The 21,965-nt window shown below is 38.0% G+C and carries 22 protein-coding genes; 13 read left to right on the plus strand and 9 right to left on the minus strand.

Going from position 1 to position 21,965, the window contains the following annotated elements:
• Window positions 1–164: 164 nt before the first annotated feature.
• Window positions 165–506 (plus strand): DMT family transporter, encoded by a 342-nt coding sequence (locus tag B2R82_RS08245; RefSeq protein ID WP_286924406.1) that lies wholly within the window; start codon window positions 165–167, stop codon window positions 504–506.
• A complete protein-coding gene (locus B2R82_RS08250; protein WP_286924407.1) occupies window positions 506–820 on the plus strand; it encodes a DMT family transporter in 315 nt (104 codons plus the stop codon). Before B2R82_RS08245 ends, B2R82_RS08250 begins: the two co-directional genes overlap by 1 nt.
• Window positions 821–863: 43 nt before the next feature.
• On the opposite strand, the gene B2R82_RS08255 is transcribed toward B2R82_RS08250, so the two are convergent.
• The 4 genes from B2R82_RS08255 to B2R82_RS08270 form a co-directional block, all read right to left on the minus strand.
• A complete protein-coding gene (locus B2R82_RS08255) occupies window positions 864–1,739 on the minus strand; it encodes a glycine betaine ABC transporter substrate-binding protein (protein ID WP_286924408.1) in 876 nt (291 codons plus the stop codon).
• 48 nt (window positions 1,740–1,787) lie between these two features.
• Window positions 1,788–2,642, minus strand: coding sequence for an ABC transporter permease (locus B2R82_RS08260; protein ID WP_286924409.1), 855 nt, complete (start codon window positions 2,640–2,642; stop codon window positions 1,788–1,790).
• Entirely contained in the window at window positions 2,635–3,834 is a 1,200-nt protein-coding gene (locus B2R82_RS08265) for a quaternary amine ABC transporter ATP-binding protein (RefSeq protein ID WP_286924410.1), read from the minus strand. The genes B2R82_RS08260 and B2R82_RS08265 overlap by 8 nt, the downstream gene beginning before the upstream one ends.
• A gap of 362 nt (window positions 3,835–4,196) precedes the next feature.
• Window positions 4,197–4,832, minus strand: coding sequence for a TrkA C-terminal domain-containing protein (locus B2R82_RS08270; RefSeq protein ID WP_054772273.1), 636 nt, complete (start codon window positions 4,830–4,832; stop codon window positions 4,197–4,199).
• A 268-nt stretch (window positions 4,833–5,100) separates the two neighbouring features.
• Between B2R82_RS08270 and B2R82_RS08275 the strand changes: the two genes are divergently transcribed.
• Genes B2R82_RS08275 through B2R82_RS08290 form a run of 4 tightly spaced genes read left to right on the plus strand, consistent with a single transcriptional unit; the run spans window position 5,101 to window position 8,621 of the window.
• On the plus strand, window positions 5,101–5,832 hold the full coding sequence (locus B2R82_RS08275; protein WP_286924411.1) for a GTP cyclohydrolase II: 732 nt from the start codon (window positions 5,101–5,103) through the stop codon (window positions 5,830–5,832).
• An 11-nt stretch (window positions 5,833–5,843) separates the two neighbouring features.
• Window positions 5,844–6,953, plus strand: coding sequence for a bifunctional diaminohydroxyphosphoribosylaminopyrimidine deaminase/5-amino-6-(5-phosphoribosylamino)uracil reductase RibD (gene ribD / locus B2R82_RS08280; protein WP_286924412.1), 1,110 nt, complete (start codon window positions 5,844–5,846; stop codon window positions 6,951–6,953).
• The gene (locus B2R82_RS08285; RefSeq protein ID WP_286924413.1) at window positions 6,950–8,035 is read left to right on the plus strand and encodes an FAD-dependent monooxygenase; all 1,086 of its coding nucleotides are present in this window, start codon (window positions 6,950–6,952) and stop codon (window positions 8,033–8,035) included. The genes ribD and B2R82_RS08285 overlap by 4 nt, the downstream gene beginning before the upstream one ends.
• A gap of 16 nt (window positions 8,036–8,051) precedes the next feature.
• Entirely contained in the window at window positions 8,052–8,621 is a 570-nt protein-coding gene (locus tag B2R82_RS08290) for a 5' nucleotidase, NT5C type (RefSeq protein WP_286924414.1), read from the plus strand.
• Between the two features lie 39 nt (window positions 8,622–8,660).
• Here the strand turns inward: B2R82_RS08290 and B2R82_RS08295 are convergent, their stop codons facing one another.
• The 5 genes from B2R82_RS08295 to B2R82_RS08315 form a co-directional block, all read right to left on the minus strand.
• Window positions 8,661–9,428, minus strand: a complete 768-nt coding sequence (locus B2R82_RS08295) for an IclR family transcriptional regulator (protein WP_286924415.1) — start codon at window positions 9,426–9,428, stop codon at window positions 8,661–8,663.
• Between the two features lie 109 nt (window positions 9,429–9,537).
• Window positions 9,538–10,677: a CaiB/BaiF CoA transferase family protein gene (locus B2R82_RS08300; protein WP_286924416.1), complete on the minus strand. Its 1,140-nt coding sequence runs from the start codon at window positions 10,675–10,677 to the stop codon at window positions 9,538–9,540.
• A 20-nt stretch (window positions 10,678–10,697) separates the two neighbouring features.
• Window positions 10,698–11,504, minus strand: coding sequence for an enoyl-CoA hydratase/isomerase family protein (locus B2R82_RS08305; protein ID WP_286924417.1), 807 nt, complete (start codon window positions 11,502–11,504; stop codon window positions 10,698–10,700).
• A 50-nt stretch (window positions 11,505–11,554) separates the two neighbouring features.
• Window positions 11,555–12,631, minus strand: coding sequence for an acyl-CoA dehydrogenase family protein (locus tag B2R82_RS08310; RefSeq protein WP_286924418.1), 1,077 nt, complete (start codon window positions 12,629–12,631; stop codon window positions 11,555–11,557).
• Window positions 12,628–13,782 carry an acyl-CoA dehydrogenase family protein gene (locus B2R82_RS08315; protein ID WP_286924419.1) on the minus strand — a complete coding sequence of 385 codons (1,155 nt, stop codon included), beginning with the start codon at window positions 13,780–13,782 and terminating at the stop codon, window positions 12,628–12,630. Before B2R82_RS08315 ends, B2R82_RS08310 begins: the two co-directional genes overlap by 4 nt.
• Before the next feature lie 219 nt (window positions 13,783–14,001).
• Between B2R82_RS08315 and rpoN the strand changes: the two genes are divergently transcribed.
• From rpoN to B2R82_RS08350, 7 genes are all read left to right on the plus strand, one after another.
• Window positions 14,002–15,339, plus strand: a complete 1,338-nt coding sequence (gene rpoN, locus B2R82_RS08320; RefSeq protein ID WP_286924420.1) for an RNA polymerase factor sigma-54 — start codon at window positions 14,002–14,004, stop codon at window positions 15,337–15,339.
• Between the two features lie 227 nt (window positions 15,340–15,566).
• Window positions 15,567–16,982: an amino acid permease gene (locus B2R82_RS08325; RefSeq protein ID WP_286924421.1), complete on the plus strand. Its 1,416-nt coding sequence runs from the start codon at window positions 15,567–15,569 to the stop codon at window positions 16,980–16,982.
• Window positions 16,983–17,471: 489 nt separating this feature from the next.
• On the plus strand, window positions 17,472–18,410 hold the full coding sequence (locus B2R82_RS08330; protein ID WP_286924422.1) for an ABC transporter ATP-binding protein: 939 nt from the start codon (window positions 17,472–17,474) through the stop codon (window positions 18,408–18,410).
• Between the two features lie 4 nt (window positions 18,411–18,414).
• Complete coding sequence (locus tag B2R82_RS08335; RefSeq protein WP_286924423.1) at window positions 18,415–19,173, plus strand: ABC transporter permease; 759 nt, start codon at window positions 18,415–18,417, stop codon at window positions 19,171–19,173.
• 25 nt (window positions 19,174–19,198) lie between these two features.
• The gene (locus B2R82_RS08340) at window positions 19,199–20,431 is read left to right on the plus strand and encodes an aminopeptidase (protein ID WP_286924424.1); all 1,233 of its coding nucleotides are present in this window, start codon (window positions 19,199–19,201) and stop codon (window positions 20,429–20,431) included.
• A 16-nt stretch (window positions 20,432–20,447) separates the two neighbouring features.
• Window positions 20,448–20,978, plus strand: a complete 531-nt coding sequence (locus tag B2R82_RS08345; RefSeq protein ID WP_286924425.1) for a hypothetical protein — start codon at window positions 20,448–20,450, stop codon at window positions 20,976–20,978.
• A gap of 166 nt (window positions 20,979–21,144) precedes the next feature.
• Window positions 21,145–21,912, plus strand: coding sequence for a tyrosine-protein phosphatase (locus B2R82_RS08350; RefSeq protein WP_286924426.1), 768 nt, complete (start codon window positions 21,145–21,147; stop codon window positions 21,910–21,912).
• Window positions 21,913–21,965: the final 53 nt, after the last annotated feature.

A 21,965-nucleotide genomic window follows, 5' to 3' on the forward strand; every position in this document is an offset into this window, starting at 1 on the left:
GAGAAAAGCGCTCGGCTCGAGAAGAAAAACGCTCGGCTCCTGAATAAAAACGCTCCACCCAGAGAAAAAAACGCATTTATGAAAATTTCATTTAATAAAAATAAAGCTAAAACCTTTGGGCTAGCCTTTAGTCCGTGTCTAGCAATAATATGGAGGAATTCACTATGAATAAACAATGGGCAAGTGTTATCATTGCTGCTTTTTTTGAGGTCGGTTGGGTCATAGGCCTAAAGCATGCGGGAAATAGTATTGAATGGATAGGTACAGCCGTTGCTATTTTTGTAAGCTTTTATTTATTAATTAAAGCTGGGGAAAGTTTGCCTGTCGGAACGGTTTATGCAGTATTTGTAGGCTTAGGTACGGCGGGAACGGTGTGTGCGGATAGCTTGCTATTTGGAGAGCCGTGGAAAATCGCTAAAATTTTATGTATTGTCGTGTTACTTTCAGGGGTGGTGGGCTTAAAGCTTGTAACTGGAGAGCCAAAAGATAAAGAGGTGAGTGAATAATGGCATGGATGGCATTGGTGATTGCAGGGCTCTGTGAGATGATGGGTGTTTATATGATTAGCAAATATAACGATACTAAGAGCATTAAAAATTTAGCACTGCTGATTTTTGCATTTACCCTAAGTTTTGCGGGCCTTGCATATGCTATGGAAACTTTACCGATGGGCACAGCCTACACTATTTGGACAGGAATCGGAGCGGCGGGAGGAGCATTGCTAGGTATGCTATTCTTTAATGAATCAAAGGATTGGAGACGGATTTTCTGTATTGCGTTGGTCCTAGGAGCAGCAATTTTCTTAAAATTATTATCATAAATAAAAGCACTTCCACATTAAACGGAAGTGCTTTTTGAAAATATTATTTTTTTACATCCTTTGTCCATTCAGCTACTTTATCAGCGTTTTTCTCTATCCAGTCTTTAGCGGCGTCTTTTGGATCTTTGCCATCCATAACTTCAAGCATTACACTTTCTAAATCCTCAGATGTCCAATGGAAATTATCTAGGACAGAATAGACATCTGGTTGATCCTCTTTTAAGCCTTTGCGAACGAAGGTATTAATTGTTTCTTCCCCGCCGTAAACACCCTTTGGATCCTCTAAATATTTTAGATCATATTTTGCGAATTTCCAGTGAGGAGACCAGCCTGTCACGATAATTTCGTCTTTATTTTTAATGGCCTTTGCCAGGGAAGTTGTCATGGCGCCAGATGAAGAGGTTATTAGATTCCAATCTGATAAGTTATCGTATTCCTCTAACGCCTTATCAGTTGCAGCCGTGATTCCTGCACCAGGCTCTATACCTGTTATTGTGTGATCCGCCTCATTTGCTAAATCCTCGATTGAATTTATATTCATATAACTTGGTACTACTAAACCAATTTTTGCACCAGCCAGGTTTTCACCTAGCTCATCTAAATCAGCCTTATATTTTTCGTATTGAGAGGCATGTGTATGAGGTAGCCAAGCAGCAACCATTCCATCTGCTTCCCCTTTTGAAACAGCCTCCCACATAATAGCATTATCAAGCGGTGTTAATGTTACATTATATCCTAAGTCCTCAAGCACCTGACCTACGACATTCGTGGAAGCAATTTCTGTATCCCATTCCACATAGGCAAGGTTGACATCCTTTGAGTCTCCGCTGCTTTTGTTAGAATCATCACCACTACATGCAGCAAGCATAAAGCCAAGACCTAAAGCCATTCCTAATTTAGATAAAGTTTTCAATTTCATCGAATCTTCCTTTCTTATTTATATAATCAAAAAAACGCTATGTTTTTTCTAGGCTGCCTTCTTTTTATTAAAGCTCTGTGTTAAACGATCAATAATAATCGCGAAGATTACTAGACTCAAACCTGCTACAAATCCATTACCAACTTGTGTACGTTGCAGTGCAGTCAATACTTCACGACCAAGTCCAGGTGCGCCAATCATTGAGGCAACGACCACCATTGATAGTGAAAGCATAACGGTTTGGTTAATACCTGCCATGATGGTTGATTTTGCGAGTGGAATCTCCACTTTAAATAATTTTTGGCTAGCTGTACTGCCGTAGGAATCTGCAGCTTCCACTAACTCTTTTGGAACCTGGCGAATACCGAGATTCGTCATACGTACTGTTGGAGGTAATGCAAAAATAACAGATGCAAAGACACCAGGTACAATTCCAATGCCAAAGAAGGCAACTGCGGGAATTAAGTATACGAAGCCAGGCATTGTTTGCATAAAATCAAGTATGGGCTTAATAACATTTTCTGCTACATTCGATTTGGACATAAGGATGCCAAGTGGAATACCAATAATAATTGAAATAATACTTGAGAAAAGTACAAGTGTAGTTGTTTCCATAAGATGTGACCATAAGCCTTGGTTATAAATAAAAAGCAGGCCTATGAATGAAAAAGCAGCTAGTCCAAATTTCTTGCCCGTGATGAAAAAGGCAAAAATGACGACAAGTATTATAAGAATAATGGCAGGAATGTTTATTAATAAATCAGTGACCTGATTCATGAGTAGTTTTCCAGATTTTTGAATAGCGTTAAACAACACTGAAAAATTACTCGTCAACCAGTCCATAGCTGATTCTACCCATGGAGCAAGAGGGATTGTTGGAATATTGTCTAAAAAATTATTCATGTGTTATAGCCTCCTCATCGCTAGTTGATAATGCTTCGATGACAACACCACGAATGAGAACTCCAAGTAAGCGCTCATCTTTTACAACTGCAATAGGAGTAGGAGAATTATGAATCAAACCTAAAATGTCCTGTAATAGCATATCTGGTGGAACGGTTAACACCTCTGATTGAACAATGGTATGCACGGTTTGTTCATGCTTTTTAGCAGCTGCTAGGGCGTCATCAGCTGTAATATAGCCTTTTAAATGACGATTTTTGTCAACCGCCATTAGCAAACTAACTGCCTCTTGGCGCATTCTCTTAAGAGCTACAGCAGGACCATCTAAGTCAACATTGACATATACAGGCCGAACCATAACATTTTCAGCAGTTAATACTTTAGAACGATCTACATCTTCCACGAAGGTTTTGACATAATCATTTGCTGGATTAGTTAAAATTTCTTCCCCTGTGCCAATTTGAATAATGGAGCCATCCTTCATAATGGCGATACGATCTCCAATACGCAATGCCTCATTTAAATCATGGGTGATAAATAAAATGGTTTTCTTCAATGTTCGTTGTAAATCGAGTAATTCATCTTGCATTTCTTTCCGAATTAATGGATCAAGTGCTGAAAAGGCTTCATCCATTAGTAAGATTTCAGGATCATTGGCAAGTGCACGCGCTAAACCAACACGTTGTTGCATACCACCTGATAATTGATTCGGATATTGGTCTTTATACGCGAGTAAGCCAGCATTTGCGAGTGCCTGTTCCGCTTTTGCTTGACGTTCATCCTTTGAGATGCCTCTGATTTCAAGGCCATATTCGGTATTTTGAAGAAGTGTACGATGGGGGAATAAACCGAAGTTTTGAAAAACCATACTCATTTTGTTCCTTCTGACATTCCGTAAATTTTCCTTTCCCATTGACGAAATATTTTCTCCATCGATATAAATGTTTCCACTGGTTGGTTCGATCAGTCGGTTTAAAAGCCGAATAAGTGTTGATTTCCCACTTCCTGATAATCCCATGATGACGAAGATTTCACCTTCATTTACTGTAAAGCTTGCATCATAGACACCAACAGTTGCACCTGTTTCTTTTAAGATATCAGTCTTGCTTTTTTGTTGCTTGACGAGTTCTAATGCTTGAGGAATATGCTTCCCAAAAACTTTTGAAACATGCTCCACCTTTATTTTTTCCATAGAACCACTCCTTTCGAAGAATAATTTAGCCTTGGCGTAAATATGCTGTTACATAAATAAATATTTTGTCCGGTTTTGAATAGTGTTTGCATCATTCTTTTTTCTCAAATTCCGTGACATTTGCCAGAGACTATATCTTCACATCTGCATCTCATCACCTATAAAGGTGGGAGTATTCTATAGCCGGTATTTCACTTTCGCTACAAACATTTGCTGCATGAAGATAAATACTATTTGAGGATAATGATACCCAAAAATAAACAAGTAACAACTTAAGACTAACAAAGAGTTGTTACTTTTGTCAAATCGACAACCAAGAAAAAATCCGCTTGAACGCTGTGATATCAGCGCTTAAGCGGATTTTAATTTGGATATAAAAAGCTCTGAACACGAGCGAAGCTTTCATCATTGCCAATAAAGTAAATAATATCACCTTCCTCAAACGAAACATATGGTCCAGGTGATAGTAATAATTCATTTCCTCGACGGATACCAACAATCGTACTAGATGTATTTTGCCAAAAATTTAAAGCTTGTACTGTTTGATGGATGCAAGGACTTTCGGCAGTCATTTCTAATTGGTAGGGGATAAACGGGTTGACGGATCGGAAATGTTCTGTTCGACTAATCAGCTGTTTCGTTTTATCCTGTAGGTTCAATAATTCTTGATGCTGCTTTTGAATACTAATCATCAGCTCACTTTGTAGCTCGTGGACAGATTGTACATCCTGGAATTGTCGGACAAAATGGGCTGCCTTTTCGTATGATTTAATAATGACACCACTGCCTTTGGAAGCCTCTACAATTTCTAAGTCTTGTAAAACTGCGATAGCTCTTCTGGCTGTTTCTGCAGATACATTATATTGACTTGCAAGTGAGGATCTAGCATAAATTTTATCGCCAATACTATATTTTCTTTCTACAATTTTTGAAGCAAGATCCACCGCAATTTGCTGATATTTTGGCTGCTTCACCTGAACATTCTTTTCTAAGTTCATTCTAAACTTCCTTTCCATTACAATTACCTCAGCTTATTATAGACTAGCCTGCACAGAAAAAATAGCATTCCCATAAGCTATTAGTATATCATTAAAATGTCTTATAGCAGTTTTCGTTTCTATATATATTTAGCTATAGAATAGGAACAGTTATTTGACAGTTTTTAGTTATTATTATAAACTAAGTTACGTTATGTAAGTAATGTGAAAATACACGTGCTCAGTTAGTGGAATGAACTAGCTGTTACAATAGAAGGTTGGAGAAAAAATGACAATTACAACAAAAGTTATGGATATAGTGAAAGATAAAATGATCATTGTACAACACTCTAAAACAGAAAATATTTGCCTAGTTGGGCCAGTCAAGTTACCGGTGAAACAAGGTGATTTTTCAGCGATTTTTCAATGGTATAACTGGCTAAAAATAGATACAAGTTTATCGAAAGAAGAAGTCATTGATGGTTTAGCTTCTGCTAATTTAGCTTTCTCACAACAATCATCGGTTCTTGTTTATGGTGATTTTACCCATACAGACGATGCTTTAATCCGGATGCATAGTATATGTCATACAGGTGACATCTTTGGCAGTCAGCGCTGTGACTGTGGCTATCAATTACATGAATCGATGAAAATGATTGTAGAGCATGGCTGTGGAGCTATTTTTTATTTGGCGGATCATGAGGGGCGTGGCATTGGTTTATTCTCCAAATCTCTTGCCTATTTATTACAAGAAGAGGGATTGGATACAGTAGAGGCTAATCATGCACTAGGCTTCTCAGACGATATTCGTTCCTATGAAGAAGCAATTACAGTATTAGGTGCCCTACGTTCAAAGCCAGTTACGCTTATTACGAATAATCCGAAAAAGCTTGCAGCATTACAGGCACACGGCTTAGCTGCAGAAGGACATGTCCCATTATGGGGAGGGCTGACAGAAACAAACAGTTTTTATTTAAATACAAAAGTTGAAAGATCTGGACATATACGAGAAGAGAAGTGAGGTGAGCTGCGATGACGACAGATGAGAAATATATGCAATTAGCACTGGATCTAGCAGCTAGTGCAAGAGGCAATACGAACCCCAATCCGCTTGTTGGGGCAGTAATCGTAAAAGACGGCATTATAGTAGGCACAGGCTTACACAGAAAAGCGGGTGAACCACATGCGGAGGTACATGCATTTCGTATGGCTGGAGAACATGCGAAAGGTGCCACACTTTATGTAACACTTGAGCCATGTTCACATTATGGAAAAACACCTCCTTGCGCGAATTTAGTGAAGGAATCTGAAGTTAAGCGCGTTGTTGTTGCCATGCAAGATCCCAATCCTGCAGTTGCTGGACGTGGAATTCAACTGCTACGTGATACAGGGATTGAGGTAGCTGTGGGCGTATTAGAGGAACAGGCTCAACGCTTAAATGAACGTTTTATTCATAATATGTTAACAAAACGACCATTTATCATTTCAAAGTACGCGATGACCTTAGATGGAAAAATCGCGACTCATACAGGACATTCTAAGTGGGTAACAGGGGAGGCGGCTCGTCAGGATGTTCATCATATTCGACATCAAGTTGATGGGATTTTAGTTGGTATTGGCACGGTGATAGCTGACAATCCTTCCTTGACAACAAGATTACAAGAGGAATACGGGAAAAATCCGGTACGTATCATTATGGATAGCACACTCCGTATTCCAGCACATGCTCATGTCCTAGATGTAAAAGAAGCAGACACAATTATTGTTTGTGATGAGGATGCAAGTTTTGAGAGAATAACAGCCTTACAAGAACAAGGTATAACTGTTATGAAAGTGCGCCGTAATCAAGAGGGCCTTAGGATTGATGATATGCTTGATAAGCTCTATCAATATGGTATTACTGATATTTTAGTGGAGGGTGGCAGCACAGTAAATGCCTCCTTTTTACAGCAGGGTGCCATTGATAAATTTGTCATTTATATAGCACCAAAAGTTCTTGGAGGAAAATTATCCTTAACACCATTTGCTGGTCCGAATCCTTTGACAATGGATGCATCATGGGATGTTGAAGTTGCCTCCTTTGAAAAGATTGGTCAGGATTTACGTATTATTGCTTATCCAAAGAAGGGTGAAGGCAAGTGAATTATCAAGCTGATGTTTGTATCGTAGGCGCAGGTCCAGGCGGAGCACTATTGTCCTATTTATTAGCAAAGAATGGCCTATCAGTTATCCTATTAGAGCAAAATGTAGCACTTGGTCAGGCATTTCGTGGCGAGCATTTAAATGAGGAGGGGGAGGCTGTTTTGAAAAGTCATCAGCTTTTTGAAGCAGTTGAAGCACTTGGTATATTACGTATGGAGAAGCTTGAATATTACGCAGAAGGGAAAGTTTTTAAAACAATCTTTCCTGATGAAGCTGTTGGGCATTTAGGAATTCATGTACCCCAAGCAAATTTATTACAGGGAATTTTACAAAAAGCACAGCAATTTCCTCATTTTTCATGTCTCCTACATACAAAAGTAACACAGCTTCTACAGGACTCTTCAGGTAGGTATATAGGCGTTGTAGCAACAAAAGATGGGGAGATTATTGAAATTGGTAGTCAATTGATTATTGGGGCTGACGGTCGTTATTCTACTATTCGTAAGCATGCACAAATTGATATTCAAAAACGCAAGCATGGCTTTGACTTACTTTGGGCAAAAATTTTGGCCCCACATGGCTGGGAGCCGTCTATAAAAATGGCCTTAATTGGAGATAAGCAGCTATCATTGTTTACACAGGTTGGTGGCTTTATTCAGATAGGATGGAATATAGAGCAGGGAAGTTTTGCTCAATTAAAAAAACAGGATTTTACACCTTTTATCCATCAGCTTTCAGAGGCATTTCCAGAATTAGCAGACTCAGTAAAAACACATATCACCTCTTGGCATGATTTTGTCTTGCTTGACGTTTTCAGTAGCCGTTGTGAAAGTTGGGGAACAAAGGGTATTGCTTTGCTAGGGGATGCTGTTCACACGATGACACCAACAGGGGCATTTGGTCTTAACAGTGCGTTAAAGGATGCAGATTGTTTAGCATCGCTGTTAAAGAAAGAATCACTTGCTCAATTCGAGGTGAAACAATTCCAGGAAATGCGCACGCTAGCTATTGAGGAAGTTTTGGCAAAACAACTAGAGAAAGAGCAAACATTCGCGGCAAACTTTATCAACAAGGCGTCCTGAAAGGAAGAAAATAAACATGAAATTTGGCTTTGACATTGATGACACACTCATTAATTTACGTGCTCACGCCTTTTCCCTCTATAATCAAAAATTAGGTAAAAATATTCCGCAAGAAGTTTTTCAAGCATTGCAAAGGGTGGAGATTCATGAACCGTTTGGGTTAACAGAAACAGAGGGGGCGACGATGTGGAATCACTCCATGGAGGAAATTTATTTTACAGACTGTCCTTCCTTTGAGGGTGCCCTTGAAGCACTTCAATTGTTAGCACAGCAGGGACATGAAATTTATTACATTACATCTCGTCCCAAGCAGTACTGTGCACGCACAAGGGAATGGATGGTAGCACAGGGCTTCCCAATCAAAGATAGTCACTTTTTCTGTGGTATGCAGGATACAGAAAAAGTAGAGATTATTCAGAAGCTTGCCTTAGATGTCTATGTGGATGATAAACCAGCAGTGTTAGAAACACTTGGCAATGTAGCAACAAAAGTAATCTTAAAAAATCAATCCTATAATCAGCAAGTAGATTTGCCACGATTGAATCATTGGAATGAGTTCCTTAAAATAATCCGTGTAAATGAATAAAAAACTCCCGAATGAGGTATGAGCTCATTCGGGAGTTTTTTAAAATAATTGTTTTTCAATTTCTAAACCAACGCTTTGAATAGTATGGATTAGGGTATCTTCATCATAGTCATTGTATCGCACTTCAGGTATGACCAATGACACGGAGGCAATAATTTGCTCGGAAGCATTTAAAATCGGAGCGGACAGCGAGCATGCGCCTCGTACACGTTCACTTCTACTTTTTGCAAATCGTTGTTTACGAATCTGTAGTAATTCCTCCCAAAGCTGTTCTTTGGAAAGAATGGTTTTATCGGAAATTAGTTCAAGCTCAATACTCTCGACATAGTCCTCCGCATTTGACATAAAAGCGAGCAATGCTTTAGAGGAAGCGCCCGCATAAAGGGGAGAAGTGTCCCCAACGAACATCTTTGTTGAAAGAGGGTAGGTGGAATCATAGTTTAATATACAGCGTCTTTCCAATCCATCAATTATATTCATGGAAACACTCTCGCCAATTTCTTCATTTAATTTTTTTAAAATGGGCTCTGCAACAATAATTAGACTTGATTCTTCTTTAACTAAATTTCCTAAGTATAAAAGTGAATGCCCCAATTGATAGCGCTTTGTACGTTCATCTTTATGTAGAAAACCTTCATACACAAAGGTAGAAACGAAACGCTGTAAACTAGAGATGCTTATCCCTGTTTTTTTACTTAACTCGGTAAGAGAAAGGCTAGGTTCATCTTTTGTGAAAGCTTTTAATACTTTAATAGCTTTGTGCAGCGATGACATTGTATAGTTTTTTTCGAAAATCTCTTGATTCATCTCAACACCTACTAAAAATCATATTTACAGGATATCAGAAAATCTGACCCTTTGGCTGAAGCTTTTATCTTAATAAGATAAAAATTACTTCTATTATAGCGTAAATTGATTAGAGGAGAGAGGATTTTTGGAATTCGTTTGTATGTTCTCCAAGTAACGGTGGTGCTAATTTGTATTGAATATTTAAATTGGAAAATTTCAATGGGCTTTTTATAAACTTGATGGTCCCGTATTGTTCGTGCTCTATTTCACCAATCATATCACGTGCAATCAACTGAGGTTGTGCTAATGCTTCGGCAATCGTATTCACATTACCACCAGGAATTTTATACTGCTGTAATAATGTGATCCACTCATCCCGAGTTTTTGTAATTGTGACATTAGCTATCATTTGTACAAGCTCAGCCTCATGCTGCTTACGAAGGGTATTTGATAAAAAGCGTGGATCCTTTGCCCATTCCTCATGCTTCAGCATCGCGCAAAACTTTTCAAATTGTCCATCTGTCCCAACACAAATCATTAAGGGACCATCTGCACATTGAAATACTTGATACGGGGCAACATTATTATGGCGATTCCCAAGACGCTGTGAGGAAAAGCCTGTATTTAAATAAGCACTTGCCACATTTGCTAGGCTACTCATTTGGACATCTAGTAAAGCTAAGTCAATAAATTGACCTTGATCAGTTTGGTCTCGTAGTCGTAAGGCAGCTAAAATACTAATCACAACATAATTAGACGTTAAAATATCTGCAATAGGTACACCCACCTTTGTTGCTTCACCCTCAGGGGAGCCGGTGACATGCATTAAGCCACTCATTGCCTGAATAACAGGGTCAAAGCCAGGTTCATGTGCAAGAGGACCAGTTTGCCCAAACCCTGTGACTGCACAATAAATAAGACGTGGGTTAACTTTTTTCAACTCCTCATAGCTTAGACCCATTCGTGCCATATCCCCAGTTTTAAAATTTTCAAGTACGATATCTGCATCTTTGACAAGATCTTTAAATCTTTCTCTACCCTCTGTTGTTTTTAAGTCTAGTAGGATCGATTTTTTATTTCGGTTAGCACATAGATAGTACGTACTTTGTTCTTGAACAAACGGTCCCCAATCTCGCATACTATCGGAGCCATTTGGATGTTCAATGCGAATTACTTCTGCTCCTAAATCTGCCAACATCATGGAGCCAGCAGGGGCAGCATAAACGCGTGATAAGTCTAGTATTCGAATATTTTCAAGAGGTTGCATCATTTTTCCTCCTACACACATCATTTATAAACAGGCTTACGTTTTTCTACAACCGCGCTAACACCCTCTTTAAAATCGTCCAACTCTGTGACAATTGCCATTTGTGACGAAATATAATCAAGAGCAGTACGTAAATCCATGCGTTGACTTTGATAAACAGCACGCTTAATGAATTGTAGTGTTGTAGTTGGACGACTTGCTAAGTCCCTAGCATAATTCATTGTGTATTCGTCTAGCTCATGGTCATCCACAACAAATGTTACAACACCTTTGTCCTTTGCCTCATCAGCAGTTAGTACACGAGCTGTCCAGAACATATCTAATGCTTGATCAATACCAATTAATTTTGGTAAATAATAAGCTCCACCATCTCCAGGCACAATAGCAACGTTAATATAGCTTTCTGAAATCTTTGTAGATTTAGCGGCAATCCGAATATCACACATTAAGGCCATATCAAGCCCAGCGCCCATTGCAAAGCCATGCACCTGTGCAATAACAGGCTTATCAATTTCTTCAAGGAGAAGGGGAATACGCTGAATTTTTTTCCAAAGTGAATTTTTTCGTGCTAAACCTGTAGAAGAGATATCTGCTTCGCTTTGGAAAAAGCCCTCACCAGCCTGCATTGCTTTAATATCGCCGCCCGCACAAAAAGACTTTCCATTACCTTTCACAATGACAACTCGAATATCGTTAGAATCGCGAACAATTTCAAGCGCTTTTATCCACTCAGTAATCATTTCTTCACTGAAAGCATTGTACGCCTCTGGTCTATTTAAAGTAATGGTTGCAATATGATCTCGCACTTCAAAAAGTAAATCAGTCATTGAAAAACACTCCCTTTAGGTTAATGGTTTGAATGTACTTACTGCAATCTTCATCCTTCTACATTGAGTAATGGGGAACTACTAGTAGAAGTAGTCAAATACGCCCAAAGACTATCCTCGCTATTTTCCATTAGCTGTAATGCTACAATATTAGTCCAATAAGAGGAATCTACTCCTTCGTCGCGCCATGCCCAAAGTCTACGTGTAAATTGATGCAAACTATGCTCGTGGGTCGTACCGATGGCTGCATGGACTTGGTGGGAGATGGCTGTTACTGCTTGAATGATTTCTTCAAAACGAATGCGGGCGTATGCAACCTCGCTATTTTCATTGTTTGTAAGAAGGGCTTCAGTTACATTATTAAATGCCGCTAAAGCAATAGCCGTTTCACCTGCTAAGTGAACAATATGCTGCTGGACAAGCTGGAAGCGATGAATTGGTCGACCGAATTGCTCACGCTCCTTCGTATATTGAATGGTTAAGTCATTTATTTTATCGATAGCACCAGTCATCAGGGCTAATTGAAAGGCAGTACTGAGTGTTGTTAATTTGTGTATTTCGTCAGGAGATAACACAGCAGACAATTGTGAAACTAGTGCTTGTTGGAATGTCACAGTATCACGCGGTTCGCCTGCTAAATTTGTACCTTGTTTAATGTCAGCCTGACTTAAATCTATTACTACTAGATGTGTACCCTCTGTACTATAAGCAAGTGTTACTAGGTGCTTCACGTGACGTGCCCAAGGTATATGATGAGCCTGACCTGTTAATGTCCCGTTCTCTAACGTAAAGACTTGGTTCGTAGATAACCTATATGTCGCTAAACCTTCTAGTACCTGTAAGTTTAAATACTCCAGTAAATAGTTCGCAAAGGTTGTTTCAATAAATGGGATCGGAGCAGCGTATTTTCCAGTTAATCGAACAATATTCAGTAAATCTTCAATATCGCCGCCTGCACCTCCATTTTCTTCGGTAACGGCTACAACCGTCATACCATTTTCCTCCAATAATTCCCATAATGCCGGTGCCCAATCACCTTGTTCTACAGTATCGACTAAATCTTTATCGACATTTTCCTTTAACATACGGTCAACAACTTCCGTAATCATGTCTTTCATCTCACTCATTGTGCTACAACTCCTTTCGCTACAACGCCATACAATACCTCTGAAGTTCCACCTCTAATGGTAAAGCCTGGTGCATGTAAAATAGACTGGGCCATAAAGCGATCAATTTTACGATCGGCATCAAGCGAAGGATAAGTCTGTATGATTAGACGTGTGATTTCAGGAATACTTTGCTCAAATTTCGTCCCTAGTGCTTTAACAAGTGCTGCTGGTATAGATACGTCCTCACTATTGTCGGATTCTAAAAGCTGAGCCACACCAATTGATAGATTTCTTAGACTCCAAAGACGAGCAACAATTTTAGATGCTTGCATTAATCCTTGTGAATTATTTTGGCGCTTTAGCTCTTGAATAAGCTCATCGATTAATGGGAATGTGCTCAATATTCGCTCTGGACCACTACGTTCAAAGGCAAGCTCTGCTAATCCTTGAGCCCAGCCATTACCGATTTCCCCAACTACCATATTGTCTGGTACAAAAACATTATCAAAGAACACCTCATTGTAATGGTGCTCACCAGTTAAATATTTTATGGGAACAACGGTTATACCTTGTGCTTGTAAATCGATGATGAGCTGACTTAGGCCAGCATGCTTATTTTTCCCATCAAACGGACTTGTACGTACTAAAGTGACCATATAATGACAAAGATGAGCGTTACTCGTCCATATTTTTTGCCCATTTACAATCCAGCCACCTTCTACTTTTTCAGCACGTGTAGTGACTGAAGCTAGGTCAGAGCCACTATTAGGTTCACTTAAGCCTATGCCAAAGTAGCATTCGCCTTTCACAATCTGTGGTAAGAAAAATTCACGCTGTTCTTCTGACCCATAACGTAAAAGAAGAGGACCTGTTTGGCGGTCGGCAAACCAATGTGCTGCAACAGGGGCGCCAACGGCTAAAAATTCTTCTGTTAAAATATATCGATCAATAGTACTTCGCTCTTGACCTCCGTATTTTTTTGGCCAAGTTAAGCCAATCCAACCTTGTTGACCTATTAATCTGGAAAACTCAGGATCGTCTCCGCTTAACCAAGAATCACATTTCGATGTGAAGGTTCCTTTTGCTAATTCATCCTGTAGAAAAGCTCTGACCTCTACACGAAAATGTTCCTGCTCTTCTGTAAATTGCACCGTTGGTAAATGAAGCATTTCATCATTCCTCCTATTTTACCGCAATGTGGTAACTATTATTTTATATGTGTATTTTATGACTTCTTATGAATGGAGTCAATGTATTTTTTTGAATTATTAAAAATTTATCCGTAGAGGAAAAAGTAATGAAGAGAAAATAATATTTTTAATTAAAAAATGGTAAAATGCAGAATAAACATGTTACTATGTAGAAAATTTTGTTGGGGAGGTAAGGGCGTGCAAATAGCTATAAAAACTTCACAAAAGGTTATGCAAGTTTTATCAGCGCAGCTTGTACAGCATTTAGAAATACTGCAATACTCTACAAATGAGTTAGAACAGTTTATTTATGACAAAGCCAATGAAAATCCTCTATTAGTTGTTACTGACGCAGCGGTAAAAAGACAATATGAGGAAATTTCCCAATTAGCAAGCTATTCCGTTAAGAGTTTTTCCTCGCGCTATTATGAGCCGCAACGTAATTCTTTTAATTTCCTTGAGATGGGGCTAGCTGCAAAAGAAAGCTATGAACGATTTTTATTGGAACAGGTGCCTTTGCATAAAAATCTTTCTTCTATGGATTTAAAAATCTTGACGTTTTTAATTCAATCCTTAGACGATCGTTTATTTTTAGATGTGGATGTTGAATTGGTCGCTGATAAATTTAAAACAAGTTTTTTGCATGTAGAGGCATTATTGGACTTACTTCAAACATTTGAACCAGTGGGAGTAGGAGCACGGAATACAAAAGAATTTTTACTTATTCAGGTAGATAGGGATGAACTTGCACCCAATTTGACCTACCAATTTATCAAAGATGATTTAGAGTTAGTAGCTGCACAGGCCATCAAACAATTAAGTAAAAAATACAAAACACCCATACATGAAGTAAAAAATACTGTGGACTATATAAAAAATTTACAACCAGTGCTATCAGGAGACAAATTGGAAGCGATTCCATATATCATTCCCGAAATTGAAGTAGAAAAATTCGATGAGGAATGGTTGATTAAATTGAATCGGGGATATGTACCAGCCGTTACGATTGATCAACATTATGTAGAAATATTAAAGAATGACCCAAATTGTAAAACATATTTCCAAGACACAATGAAAGATGCTCTGTTATTGATACAAGGAATTGAGCAACGTGATAAAACACTTTATGAATTAACTAGATTACTAGTGAAATTACAAGAAGGTTTTTTCCATCAAGGAATTGAGGCTATAAAGCCCTTGCGTTTAAAAGATGTTGCGGACATATTAGGGTTACATGTGTCAACGATTAGTCGTGCTGTTCGTGGAAAATATATAAAAACCACCCACGGCGTATATGCTTTACAAACTTTATTTACAAAGGGCGTGATGAATAGTTCTGGAAAAATGGATTCGATTATGTATATTAAAAAGCGACTTAAACAGTTGATTGAAGGTGAAGATAAACAAAAACCTTTAACGGATCAGCTAATTACCAAAATATTAAGTGGCGAAGGTATTCAAATTTCTAGACGAACAGTAGCGAAGTATAGAGAAGAAATGAACATCATGAGCTCATTCAATCGAGCATATGGATAGATGATGTAAATGAAGTATCAATGATGTACATTTGCATCAAAAATTCGAAATCGCATATATGAACCAACCATTTTAAATGACAACAATAAAAGATATGGATAGATAATTATTTGAAATTTTTAATAATTGAATAAAGTTGGCATCCAATTTGCTCATTAAACAGTAGACATTGAATTAGAGGAAAGGGGCTAGTAAATGTCTACATAAAACACTAAAGGGGTGCTTTAATGGGAGCTTTGCAAAAATCACTGAAAACACGGCATATTACAATGATTTCCATTGGAGGGGTAATTGGTACAGGGCTATTCGTTGGTACAGGGAAAAACATTTTAAGCACTGGTCCAGCGGCAGTCGTTTCATATGCAATTGCATGCTTACTGATCGTTTTAATTATGCAAATGGTTGGAGAAATGGCGGCAGGAGAAATTGTGCTTGGGGAAAAGGCTAATGGTTCTGCAGAGTTAGGTTCATTTGCTTCATATGCAGGGAAGTATATTGGTCCATGGGCAGGCTTTACTGTTGGCTGGCTATATTGGGCAAGTTGGGTATTTATTGTGGGGCTAGAAGCGGCACTTATTGGGGGAATGCTGCATAATTGGTTCCCGTTTATACCGATTTGGGTTGGGAGTATCGGCATTACATTGTTAATGACCATCATTAATATTTACTCTGTAAAATCATTTGGAGAATTCGAATATTGGCTTTCCTTCGTTAAAGTTTCAGCCATTCTCGTATTTTTAGTAGTTGGTCTAGCTATGATCCTAGGCATTTGGCCAAACTATGAGGCAAAGGGGTTAGGGATCTTAACAGAATTCGGTGGATTCGCACCAAATGGTATTGTCCCAATTTTCACTGCCATAGTTTTTGTCATTTTCTCAATTTGCGGTGCAGAGGTAGCGGCGATTGCAGCAGCAGAGTCTGAAAATCCAGCGAAAAATATTGTGCGTGCCATTCGCAATGTTGTGTTTCGATTAGGGCTATTTTTCGTAGGCTCAGTAGCTATTATGGTTTTAATTTTACCTTGGAATGATACAAAAATGTTGGCAGCACCATATGCAAATATTTTAACGCTGGCAGGGCTTCCTATTGCTGCTCAAGTTATACAAATCGTCATTTTTATTTCATTAATCTCAGTTTTAAATTCTGCACTGTATACAAGCTCCCGTATGTTGCTTGAAATGTCTCGTCAGGGTGATGCGCCGAAAATATTTTCGCAAATTAAAAATCGGCGAGGAGCACCGGTACCTGCCATTATCGGGAGTACATTGGTAGCGTATATCTGTGCGATGCTATATTTCATTTCACCTGAAGTTATCTTCTATTTTTTAGGTAATTGTGTTGGCGGATTGATGATTGCGGTTTATATTTTTATTGCTATTTCACAAATTCGTTTCCGACGTTATTATGACAAAGTTTCAAATGAGCCATTATCGATTAGAATGTGGTTATTCCCATATCTTTCTTATGTCACAATTGGAATTTTAACCGTTGTTTATTTATGCCAAGCGCTCATAGAATCTTTACGCTCTCAGTTTTATTTAAGCACATTAGTTTTAATACTCTCAGTTTTCCTGTTTATGATTATGCGAAAGCTGTCGACAAAACCAGAAGAAAAAATAGAGGAAAAGCTAGCCTCAGAGTAGAATAATATGATGATGTTCCTAATCGTAGTGATTTAACTTCTTACAGCAAATATCATTTGTACCGTAAGCGTAGCGGCAGATGTTTTATGCGCGTAAGCGTAGCGGCAGCGGCAGGTACAGAAATCTCCCACCTCTATAGGTGGTGAGATGAATGCGAATTTAAGCTACTTTTCAGAGGGTGTCCAAACACCTGCTGAAAGAAGTTAAAGCCTCCGGCGGATGTCACGGAATCGAAAAGGAGTTCTTTGTGTAAACACAATGCCGATTCCAGACACAATTATACCGAGGCATAATTGATCACGAAAATCTGTGATTGACCTTCTTATTTCTTCAATAGAATGTGAGGTGAATAGTAATGATGTTTCCACCACCATCATTTCCCACTCGTACGGGCGATAGATTACCTACAGGTAGATAATTTGTTTAAAGGTCTGGCTTATAAAGCCAGGCCTCAATCTTTTAAAATTTTAACAGGGAAGGCTGTTTAATATGCTTGAACCAGTGTATGAGTTAGAAGATGTAACTTTCTACTACAAAAAAGGAAGGTACAAAGCTAATGATGGCATTTCACTGACCATATATAAAGGAGAAATCATTGGAATTCTAGGACCAAATGGTGCAGGAAAAACAACATTGATAAAGCAGATGATTGGTCACTTAGCACCTACAGTAGGATCAGTGAAATTTCAGCGACAGGAAGTGTCTAGAAATACAAAGGATGTCGTTAAGCAAATCGCTTATTATTCACAAGAGACTTTTGCTTTATCATTTTTAAAAACATGGGAAGCCATTTATTTTACGGGAAGGTTAAAGGGGTTATCTAAAAAAGAAGCAAAGCAGCAGACGGATAACATCCTGCTACGTTTAGGAATGGAGGCATATCGAAATAAACTGGTATCTAAACTTTCTGGAGGGCAAAGAAGACTTATTAGCCTAGGAACGACTTTGATTGGGCAGGCATCAGTCATAATTCTAGATGAACCTACAAATGAGCTAGATCCATTAAAGCGGAAATTAGTATGGGAAATCATCCGTGAGCTTAATTACAAGGGTACAACGATTATTTTAGTGACTCACAATATTTTAGAAGCAGAAAAAGTTGTACATCGTGTAGCTGTTATAGATAACGGAAAGCTTTTAGCAATTGACCATGTAGAAAAGCTGAAGAGAAGGGTGGATCAAAGAATGCGTTTAGAAATTTATGCGCATGAAGCTTCTTTTCAAAAGATCCAAGATCGCCTTGAGGGTTTTGGAAAAGTTGAATTAGTGGAGGATGCTAAGCTCACAATGCTTATAGAAAAACATTCTATTCGTCCTGTTGTTGATTTGATACAAGACGAGGCATTGAACATTAGCCAATATTCACTGCTACCGCCAAGCCTAGAGGATGTCTATTCTATGCTTCAAGAGCAACAGAGGAGTGACTAGCAAAATGAGAATAATAAATCCCTTCACTCAAATTTTTATTGAATTGTTTATCCTCTTTCGAATCCAAATCGCTATTGTACGACATCAATTATGGTGGATTATCGCTATGTCTGCAATATTTCCTATGGTTACCTTGATTTTCTTAAATTTTCTATTAGGGGATTCAAGTCAAGACCAGTTGGCACGATTAATTATCGGAAATATGGTTTTTAGTATTCTGCTGATGGGGATGAATATTTTAGGACAAGATATTTCTTATCAAAAATTTGGAGGCTATTTTACATATTACGCATCACTTCCCATCCGTAAAATTAATTTCATACTATCCTTATTATTTTATGGCATTTTAACCTCTCTACCATCCTTTATTATCGTATTTATTTTAGGTCAGCGTCTATATGAGGTGAGTCTTCATTTCGAGTGGATTCTGCTACCAGTAGCACTATTGGCAATCTTTAGTGTAGTAGGTATAGGCGTTTTAATGGGTTTTTTATCGCCAAATCCGCAATTCACAAATATTGTCGCTCAATTTTTACTGATGTTTGTTACTTTTTTAACACCAGTTATGATAAAAATAACTGACCTTCCAATTATTCTCCAATGGATTTCCTATGTGCTACCAACAACATATGTAGCAAATATCCTCCATGAAATGCTTACTGTAGGGTGGACAGCATCTTTATTTAAAGAAGTGTTTATTTTAATTATTTTTTCATGCATTTCCTATCTATTGATAAGTAAAAAGATACATTGGCGTGTTTAATAAATAAGAGGGAGTGAAACAAAAAATGAAAACTTTTGAAAATAAAGTAGAAGAGTATGCGAAGTTAGTCATAAAAGTGGGAATAAATATTCAACAAGGGCAGACATTAGTAATATCTGCATCTATTGCTGCTGCTGATTTTGTAAGAAGAATTTGTCGATATGCTTATCTCAATGGGGCACATTTTGTATATATTAAATGGATAGATGAAGAGCTCGCTCGCATTGAATATGAATTTATGTCAGAGCAGGGGTTGGAGTATACACCAGATTGGCTTGTGAAAGGATATGAAGAGATGGCTAGTGATGGTGCTGCCTTTCTTTATATTATTTCACCCCATCTACAAAACATGGAGGGAATTGATCCAATTAAGACCGAAAAAGCTGAATATGCTTCTGCCATTGCTTTCCGTTCATTTACCAAAAAATTGACTAGCATGCAAGTTAGCTGGACTGTTATTGCTTATCCAACGGAGAAATGGGCAGAGTCTATCTTTCCATATATGGTGCCAAAGGAAGGACTAGAGCAGCTATGGGAGGAATTTTTTAAGATAATGAAATTGGATGCTGAAAATCCAATAGCAGCATGGGAGCAACATATAGAAGGATTAAATAAAAGGGCAGCACTATTAAATGATGAACGCTTTCGCTATTTACATTTTATCAGTGAAGGCACAGACTTAAAAATCGAATTACCAAACAATCATCATTGGCTGAATGGCTTAGAAACAAATGACAATGGCACCCCATTTATTTGCAATATGCCAACAGAAGAGATTTATACAACACCACTTAAAACGGGTGTTAATGGAGTAGTTAAAAATACAAAGCCATTAGTTTATGAGGGGCATGTAATTGATGATTTTACCCTTACTTTTAAATACGGGAAGATAGTTGATTGCAGTGCTAAAAAAGGTCTTGATGCGTTAAAAGGTATTTTGAGCATGGATGAGGGCGCAAAATATATTGGTGAAGTTGCATTAGTACCTCATGACTCTGTTATTTCAGCAAGTAATCTACTATTTTACCATACTTTATTTGATGAAAATGCGTCCTGTCATTTAGCGATTGGGCATGGATATATTTCAGGCTTAAAAGAGGGGAATAGAGTTGATCGTGAAAACAGTATTAATTCTAGTATAATCCATGTAGATTTTATGATTGGCTCCGAATACCTACAAGTGAATGGTGTGCGTGAGGACGGCACTGTGGAACCAATTTTAATAGATGGAAAATGGGCAGCTAAGTTTCTCAATTAGAAGGAGGGTGAGATGAATGCATATAATGAAATGTAGGACAGAAGAGGATTTTGAAAAGTTTGCGATTTTCTTTTTACAAAATAGAAATATGTTTGACGATATGTATCCCATTCTGGAGACTTTGGGAAGTTTATCTATCATGATAGAAGAGACAAATCTACTGCTCTTTTATAATACCCAACAGGAAGTAATCGCGGCAGCTAGCTATACGTTGGGATTACGGGAGGATCATTTTAAAAATAAAGAAATTGTCTTTATCGATTGTGCCCTATTAAAGAAAGAATATCAAAACAGTCGTTCCTTTGTTAATGGCTTTTTACAAATGCTAAGGCATATTTTAGAAGAACATAAGGATGTAAAGAAAGTTCAATTTTATGCCTATCGTCATCATGAATACATCCATCGACTCTATAAAAAGTTCGCTAATATTATAGGGGACAGTGAGGGATATTTCGGTATTCAGGATATTTTTTCAGTGGAGTTTGATAAATTAATACAATTTATAGAAGGTTTTTATAAAAAAGGTGAAAATCAGAAGAACTTATGATTCGGGCGTAATGTGAATTGAAACTCCAACATCATTTTAAGGAATGATTGTTGGAGTTTTATTTTTATGTAGTGGATAAATCAATTCATAGTGTGAAAATTGGTATTCTTTCGATTCGTTCTATAAAATAAAGATAATAATGCATGAATTATGGGAGGGGTAATGAATGAAACAGTTTGATGTGAAGGTTATTCCATTTGAAGCAGTCTATAATTTTCGTGATATGGGTGGGTATAAAGCGAGAGATGGTCGTGTCGTAAAGAGTCGCATGTTTTTTCGCTCCGCAGCTCTTGGAAAGATGACGGCAGCAGATAAGCAGCTTTTTGAAACACTAGGTGTGAAAACGATATTTGACTATCGCGATAATCATGAAGCCCAAAATAATCCTAATCCCATTTTTCCGCATGCTCACTATATTCAAATCCCAGCAAAGGGCAATCATGCTTTTGAGATGCCAACGAACACTGGTGGAAAAGACTTTTATAAGGTTGTTAGTCCAGAAATGTTCCAAGAATTTTATGCACAAATGCCCTTTAATAATGCTTCCTTTAAAGAGCTAATGACGATTATCCAAAACCCTAATAATCTTGGGCTAGTTCATCATTGTGCAGTAGGGAAGGATCGAACAGGCATCGGTGGTGCACTTATTTTACTGGCATTAGATGTACCAGAGGAAACAATTATGGAAGACTATTTAGATACAAATGTACATTTACGTCCAATGGTTGAAAGAATGGCTCAGGGCATTCAACAACATTATAATGAACGAGAATTACAGCAATTTTATGCATTGATGTCAGCTCGTGAGGATTATTTACAGGCAGCATTTGATGCAATGGATAGACGGTATGGTTCAAAGGCTGCCTTTTTAGAGCAGGAATTCGGATTAACTGTAGATAAACGTAGGCAATTACAGGCTAATTGTTTAACATGATAGGAACCCCTTTCACATGATTTGGTGAAAGGGGTTCATAGTGTTGAAAAACT

The sequence above is a fragment of the Lysinibacillus sp. UBA6686 genome, assembly GCF_002455205.1.
Lineage (GTDB): Bacteria > Bacillota > Bacilli > Bacillales_A > Planococcaceae > Lysinibacillus > Lysinibacillus pakistanensis.

What these genes read in the sequence shown, in the direction of transcription:
- B2R82_RS08245 (WP_286924406.1), top strand. Translation starts at nt 165, where the DNA reads ATGAATAAACAATGGGCAAGTGTTATCATTGCTGCTTTTTTTGAGGTC.
- B2R82_RS08250 (WP_286924407.1), top strand. Translation starts at nt 506, where the DNA reads ATGGCATGGATGGCATTGGTGATTGCAGGGCTCTGTGAGATGATGGGT.
- B2R82_RS08255 (WP_286924408.1), bottom strand. Translation starts at nt 1,739, where the DNA reads ATGAAATTGAAAACTTTATCTAAATTAGGAATGGCTTTAGGTCTTGGC.
- B2R82_RS08260 (WP_286924409.1), bottom strand. Translation starts at nt 2,642, where the DNA reads ATGAATAATTTTTTAGACAATATTCCAACAATCCCTCTTGCTCCATGG.
- B2R82_RS08265 (WP_286924410.1), bottom strand. Translation starts at nt 3,834, where the DNA reads ATGGAAAAAATAAAGGTGGAGCATGTTTCAAAAGTTTTTGGGAAGCAT.
- B2R82_RS08270 (WP_054772273.1), bottom strand. Translation starts at nt 4,832, where the DNA reads ATGAACTTAGAAAAGAATGTTCAGGTGAAGCAGCCAAAATATCAGCAA.
- B2R82_RS08275 (WP_286924411.1), top strand. Translation starts at nt 5,101, where the DNA reads ATGACAATTACAACAAAAGTTATGGATATAGTGAAAGATAAAATGATC.
- ribD (WP_286924412.1), top strand. Translation starts at nt 5,844, where the DNA reads ATGACGACAGATGAGAAATATATGCAATTAGCACTGGATCTAGCAGCT.
- B2R82_RS08290 (WP_286924414.1), top strand. Translation starts at nt 8,052, where the DNA reads ATGAAATTTGGCTTTGACATTGATGACACACTCATTAATTTACGTGCT.
- B2R82_RS08295 (WP_286924415.1), bottom strand. Translation starts at nt 9,428, where the DNA reads ATGAATCAAGAGATTTTCGAAAAAAACTATACAATGTCATCGCTGCAC.
- B2R82_RS08300 (WP_286924416.1), bottom strand. Translation starts at nt 10,677, where the DNA reads ATGCAACCTCTTGAAAATATTCGAATACTAGACTTATCACGCGTTTAT.
- B2R82_RS08305 (WP_286924417.1), bottom strand. Translation starts at nt 11,504, where the DNA reads ATGACTGATTTACTTTTTGAAGTGCGAGATCATATTGCAACCATTACT.
- B2R82_RS08310 (WP_286924418.1), bottom strand. Translation starts at nt 12,631, where the DNA reads ATGAGTGAGATGAAAGACATGATTACGGAAGTTGTTGACCGTATGTTA.
- B2R82_RS08315 (WP_286924419.1), bottom strand. Translation starts at nt 13,782, where the DNA reads ATGCTTCATTTACCAACGGTGCAATTTACAGAAGAGCAGGAACATTTT.
- B2R82_RS08325 (WP_286924421.1), top strand. Translation starts at nt 15,567, where the DNA reads ATGGGAGCTTTGCAAAAATCACTGAAAACACGGCATATTACAATGATT.
- B2R82_RS08330 (WP_286924422.1), top strand. Translation starts at nt 17,472, where the DNA reads ATGCTTGAACCAGTGTATGAGTTAGAAGATGTAACTTTCTACTACAAA.
- B2R82_RS08335 (WP_286924423.1), top strand. Translation starts at nt 18,415, where the DNA reads ATGAGAATAATAAATCCCTTCACTCAAATTTTTATTGAATTGTTTATC.
- B2R82_RS08340 (WP_286924424.1), top strand. Translation starts at nt 19,199, where the DNA reads ATGAAAACTTTTGAAAATAAAGTAGAAGAGTATGCGAAGTTAGTCATA.
- B2R82_RS08345 (WP_286924425.1), top strand. Translation starts at nt 20,448, where the DNA reads ATGCATATAATGAAATGTAGGACAGAAGAGGATTTTGAAAAGTTTGCG.
- B2R82_RS08350 (WP_286924426.1), top strand. Translation starts at nt 21,145, where the DNA reads ATGAAACAGTTTGATGTGAAGGTTATTCCATTTGAAGCAGTCTATAAT.